At 52.4% G+C, this 5547-nt stretch carries 3 protein-coding genes and 6 rRNA genes; 8 read left to right on the forward strand and 1 reads right to left on the reverse strand.

All coding sequences use genetic code 11. The features are described 5' to 3' along the window. The 6 genes from F8N12_RS26985 to rrf (F8N12_RS27010) form a co-directional block, all read left to right on the forward strand. A 23S ribosomal RNA gene (locus F8N12_RS26985) occupies positions 1-2628 on the forward strand; the annotation flags it as partial. Between the two features lie 168 nt (positions 2629-2796). Beyond that, positions 2797-2912, forward strand: a 5S ribosomal RNA gene (gene rrf / locus F8N12_RS26990). 105 nt (positions 2913-3017) lie between these two features. Further along, positions 3018-3133: ribosomal RNA gene (gene rrf / locus F8N12_RS26995) — 5S ribosomal RNA — on the forward strand. 105 nt (positions 3134-3238) lie between these two features. Further along, positions 3239-3354 (forward strand): 5S ribosomal RNA (rrf, locus tag F8N12_RS27000). A 105-nt stretch (positions 3355-3459) separates the two neighbouring features. Further along, positions 3460-3575 (forward strand): 5S ribosomal RNA (gene rrf / locus F8N12_RS27005). 105 nt (positions 3576-3680) lie between these two features. Further along, a 5S ribosomal RNA gene (gene rrf / locus F8N12_RS27010) occupies positions 3681-3796 on the forward strand. A gap of 235 nt (positions 3797-4031) precedes the next feature. On the opposite strand, the gene F8N12_RS27015 is transcribed toward rrf (F8N12_RS27010), so the two are convergent. Then, entirely contained in the window at positions 4032-4433 is a 402-nt protein-coding gene (locus F8N12_RS27015; RefSeq protein WP_150582256.1) for a lysozyme inhibitor LprI family protein, read from the reverse strand. 203 nt (positions 4434-4636) lie between these two features. Here F8N12_RS27015 and F8N12_RS27020 point away from each other — a divergent pair, with 203 nt between their 5' ends. Together F8N12_RS27020 and F8N12_RS28015 are read left to right on the forward strand one after the other, a co-directional pair. Beyond that, positions 4637-5125: an SRPBCC family protein gene (locus F8N12_RS27020; RefSeq protein WP_150582257.1), complete on the forward strand. Its 489-nt coding sequence runs from the start codon at positions 4637-4639 to the stop codon at positions 5123-5125. A gap of 228 nt (positions 5126-5353) precedes the next feature. Continuing rightward, a partial coding sequence (locus F8N12_RS28015; RefSeq protein ID WP_224787754.1) for a hypothetical protein occupies positions 5354-5547 on the forward strand: 194 nt, incomplete at its 3' end.

Raw genomic sequence — 5547 nt, forward strand, 5'->3', positions numbered from 1 at the left:
CCCTTAAGTGGCTTTGAGATTAGCGGAACGTTCTGGAAAGTACGGCCATAGTGGGTGATAGCCCTGTACGCGAAAATCTCTTAGTCATGAAATCGAGTAGGACGGAGCACGAGAAACTTTGTCTGAATATGGGGGGACCATCCTCCAAGGCTAAATACTACTGACTGACCGATAGTGAACTAGTACCGTGAGGGAAAGGCGAAAAGAACCCCGGAGAGGGGAGTGAAATAGATCCTGAAACCGTATGCGTACAAGCAGTGGGAGCCCACTTTGTTGGGTGACTGCGTACCTTTTGTATAATGGGTCAGCGACTTATTTTCAGTGGCGAGCTTAACCGAATAGGGGAGGCGTAGCGAAAGCGAGTCTTAATAGGGCGTCTAGTCGCTGGGAATAGACCCGAAACCGGGCGATCTATCCATGGGCAGGTTGAAGGTTGGGTAACACTAACTGGAGGACCGAACCGACTACCGTTGAAAAGTTAGCGGATGACCTGTGGATCGGAGTGAAAGGCTAATCAAGCTCGGAGATAGCTGGTTCTCCTCGAAAGCTATTTAGGTAGCGCCTCATGTATCACTGTAGGGGGTAGAGCACTGTTTCGGCTAGGGGGTCATCCCGACTTACCAAACCGATGCAAACTCCGAATACCTACAAGTGCCGAGCATGGGAGACACACGGCGGGTGCTAACGTCCGTCGTGAAAAGGGAAACAACCCAGACCGTCAGCTAAGGTCCCAAAGTTATGGTTAAGTGGGAAACGATGTGGGAAGGCTTAGACAGCTAGGAGGTTGGCTTAGAAGCAGCCACCCTTTAAAGAAAGCGTAATAGCTCACTAGTCGAGTCGGCCTGCGCGGAAGATGTAACGGGGCTCAAACCATACACCGAAGCTACGGGTATCATCTTAGGATGATGCGGTAGAGGAGCGTTCTGTAAGCCTGTGAAGGTGAGTTGAGAAGCTTGCTGGAGGTATCAGAAGTGCGAATGCTGACATGAGTAACGACAATGGGTGTGAAAAACACCCACGCCGAAAGACCAAGGTTTCCTGCGCAACGTTAATCGACGCAGGGTTAGTCGGTCCCTAAGGCGAGGCTGAAAAGCGTAGTCGATGGAAAACAGGTTAATATTCCTGTACTTCTGGTTATTGCGATGGAGGGACGGAGAAGGCTAGGCCAGCTTGGCGTTGGTTGTCCAAGTTTAAGGTGGTAGGCTGAGATCTTAGGTAAATCCGGGATCTTAAGGCCGAGAGCTGATGACGAGTGTTCTTTTAGAACACGAAGTGGTTGATGCCATGCTTCCAAGAAAAGCTTCTAAGCTTCAGGTAACCAGGAACCGTACCCCAAACCGACACAGGTGGTTGGGTAGAGAATACCAAGGCGCTTGAGAGAACTCGGGTGAAGGAACTAGGCAAAATGGCACCGTAACTTCGGGAGAAGGTGCGCCGGTGAGGGTGAAGGACTTGCTCCGTAAGCTCATGCCGGTCGAAGATACCAGGCCGCTGCGACTGTTTATTAAAAACACAGCACTCTGCAAACACGAAAGTGGACGTATAGGGTGTGACGCCTGCCCGGTGCCGGAAGGTTAATTGATGGGGTTAGCTAACGCGAAGCTCTTGATCGAAGCCCCGGTAAACGGCGGCCGTAACTATAACGGTCCTAAGGTAGCGAAATTCCTTGTCGGGTAAGTTCCGACCTGCACGAATGGCGTAACGATGGCGGCGCTGTCTCCACCCGAGACTCAGTGAAATTGAAATCGCTGTGAAGATGCAGTGTATCCGCGGCTAGACGGAAAGACCCCGTGAACCTTTACTATAGCTTTGCACTGGACTTTGAATTTGCTTGTGTAGGATAGGTGGGAGGCTTTGAAGCGTGGACGCCAGTTCGCGTGGAGCCAACCTTGAAATACCACCCTGGCAACTTTGAGGTTCTAACTCAGGTCCGTTATCCGGATCGAGGACAGTGTATGGTGGGTAGTTTGACTGGGGCGGTCTCCTCCTAAAGAGTAACGGAGGAGTACGAAGGTGCGCTCAGACCGGTCGGAAATCGGTCGTAGAGTATAAAGGCAAAAGCGCGCTTGACTGCGAGACAGACACGTCGAGCAGGTACGAAAGTAGGTCTTAGTGATCCGGTGGTTCTGTATGGAAGGGCCATCGCTCAACGGATAAAAGGTACTCCGGGGATAACAGGCTGATACCGCCCAAGAGTTCATATCGACGGCGGTGTTTGGCACCTCGATGTCGGCTCATCACATCCTGGGGCTGAAGCCGGTCCCAAGGGTATGGCTGTTCGCCATTTAAAGTGGTACGCGAGCTGGGTTTAGAACGTCGTGAGACAGTTCGGTCCCTATCTGCCGTGGACGTTTGAGATTTGAGAGGGGCTGCTCCTAGTACGAGAGGACCGGAGTGGACGAACCTCTGGTGTTCCGGTTGTCACGCCAGTGGCATTGCCGGGTAGCTATGTTCGGAATAGATAACCGCTGAAAGCATCTAAGCGGGAAACTAGCCTCAAGATGAGATCTCACTGGGACCTTGAGTCCCCTGAAGGGCCGTCGAAGACTACGACGTTGATAGGTTGGGTGTGTAAGCGCTGTGAGGCGTTGAGCTAACCAATACTAATTGCCCGTGAGGCTTGACCATATAACACCCAAGCAATTTGCTTGCTCTAACGAGCACCAGATTGCGGTGACTGTGAAGACGACACGAACCGAAAGTTCGCATGTCTTGCTCACAAGCAGCACACAAAACTATCACATACCCATTCGCTGGAGCGTGAACCGAAAGGTGAACGACCTGGCTACCGAATTTCTTGACGACCATAGAGCATTGGAACCACCTGATCCCATCCCGAACTCAGCAGTGAAACGATGCATCGCCGATGGTAGTGTGGGGTTTCCCCATGTGAGAGTAGGTCATCGTCAAGATTAAATTCCGAAACCCCTATCTGCGTATGCAGGTAGGGGTTTTGTTTTAGTAGAAGTCACCAGTTTTCACCAGCTTGTTTCCGAAACGGGCCGGTCACAGAATTTCTTGACGACCATAGAGCATTGGAACCACCTGATCCCATCCCGAACTCAGCAGTGAAACGATGCATCGCCGATGGTAGTGTGGGGTTTCCCCATGTGAGAGTAGGTCATCGTCAAGATTAAATTCCGAAACCCCTATCTGCGTATGCAGGTAGGGGTTTTGTTTTAGTAGAAGTCACCAGTTTTCACCAGCTTGTTTCCGAAACGGGCCGGTCACAGAATTTCTTGACGACCATAGAGCATTGGAACCACCTGATCCCATCCCGAACTCAGCAGTGAAACGATGCATCGCCGATGGTAGTGTGGGGTTTCCCCATGTGAGAGTAGGTCATCGTCAAGATTAAATTCCGAAACCCCTATCTGCGTATGCAGGTAGGGGTTTTGTTTTAGTAGAAGTCACCAGTTTTCACCAGCTTGTTTCCGAAACGGGCCGGTCACAGAATTTCTTGACGACCATAGAGCATTGGAACCACCTGATCCCATCCCGAACTCAGCAGTGAAACGATGCATCGCCGATGGTAGTGTGGGGTTTCCCCATGTGAGAGTAGGTCATCGTCAAGATTAAATTCCGAAACCCCTATCTGCGTATGCAGGTAGGGGTTTTGTTTTAGTAGAAGTCACCAGTTTTCACCAGCTTGTTTCCGAAACGACCTGGCTACCGAATTTCTTGACGACCATAGAGCATTGGAACCACCTGATCCCATCCCGAACTCAGCAGTGAAACGATGCATCGCCGATGGTAGTGTGGGGTTTCCCCATGTGAGAGTAGGTCATCGTCAAGATTAAATTCCGAAACCCCTATCTGCGTATGCAGGTAGGGGTTTTGTTTTGCCTGCGGGAAAGTCGTGTTTCTTACACTGGCCAGTGCAGTGCATAGACTGCCGGCCTCGACGCTGGCGAAGTCCCTGCGCAAACCAGAGTCTTCGACCCCGGGCAGGTTCCCGGGAGAGACGGTGATCCTTGGTGTTGTCCAGGGGACTACCGTCGCAGCCGAGGCTTTTCAATAGTGGGAAACCATCAAGTCGCGGGTACGGGGCAGCTCATATCGCCCTCCGGACATTTCAGGTAACCCTTGAATGTTTCCACGCGCGCTTTGGTCAGGTCAGTGAGGCAGTTACTGTAGATCAGCGGATACACGCTGCCACCCGCGACGCCTGAGGCAGAGAACTTGCATTCAGCATCGCGGAACGCAATCCACGCACGCTGTGCACCCACCAACACCTTTTTGCTGTCCGGGCTGCCCTTCAAGCGCGCCGTGATTTGCTGATACAGCGTATTCAGTTCCTTGTCTGCGGCCTTGTTTTGCTGGACAGCGCACTGATTCATGGTGGCCTGATCGGTCGCGTTATCGCAATCTGCAGCCGAGGCCAGCGTTGCGACGAGCAGAGGCGTCAATGCCCAGAGAAAGCGTGCTTGCATAAGATTCTCGCTGTGTCATGAATATTGAGATGCAGTGTAGCGATCTGCGCTCCACTTGTTGTGTCGCTGCCTGGCACAAGGCCAGAACTTACGCATGCGGAGACGGCCGAATATTGCAGGATGGTCGATTGTGGACCTGTAGTACAACTTTAAGGTTGGTCTTGTGGTCTTACAGGCCTACTGTTCATTACAGGAGGTGATTTATGAATCCTGCATCAGATCGAATCGAAAGAAAGATCCTGCTTAAAGCGCCGCGCTCGCATGTCTGGCGCGTGGTGGCCAATGCCGAAGCATTCGGGCAATGGTTTGGCGTGGCGCTGGAGGGCAAGCGTTTTGTTGCTGGTGACTGGACCCAAGGGCAGATTACCTACCCCGGCTACGAGCATTTGCTGTGGAACGTGCTGGTAGAGCGCGTCGAGCCGGAGCGGGTGTTTTCGTTTCGCTGGCACCCCTATGCGGTCGAGCCGGATATCGATTACACCCAGGAGCCGACTACGCTGGTCAAATTCGAGCTGGAAGACCTTGATGGAGGCACCTTATTGAAAGTCACCGAGTCCGGTTTCGATCACATACCTCAATCGCGTCGTCTCAAAGCTTTCCGAATGGACAGCCGCGGCTGGGATGAACAAATGGGTAACATCGAAACGTTCATCAAAGAGACGACTAGCGCTCGGAAGCTACAGGAAAACTGATCGCTGATCGTTTGAAGAAAGCTTGAGTCGCTGGACCCTGGTGCCAGACGGCGCATCGATGATCAGGCCGGGCAGTCGACTGGAAAGTTGATGCCTGGGAGCATCGTGCAACCGCAGGTATAGCGAATGTCTTACACGCGAGGGTAGCGATGTCGTCTATGCCATATTGGATCCGTTGCGTATTCTAGCCACATCAACTGAAGCACAGGGAGCGCTTCAGGATCATGGATGATCGACCATCAGCAAGGATTCGCTATCGACAGGGAGTCGACAATGGTCTTGGAAAAACCCGCCTATGGCGGGTTTTTTTCGTTTGTCGGAAACCGGACATTCAAGTGCTTTTATCTATCGGCGATACGGTTCAATACCGCTGCCGCCCGCTCGGTGATCAGCGTGCGCTGGAGCAGAGAGTGCGCAGTGCG

It is taken from the genome of Pseudomonas fluorescens, assembly GCF_902497625.1.
Lineage (GTDB): Bacteria > Pseudomonadota > Gammaproteobacteria > Pseudomonadales > Pseudomonadaceae > Aquipseudomonas > Aquipseudomonas fluorescens_BQ.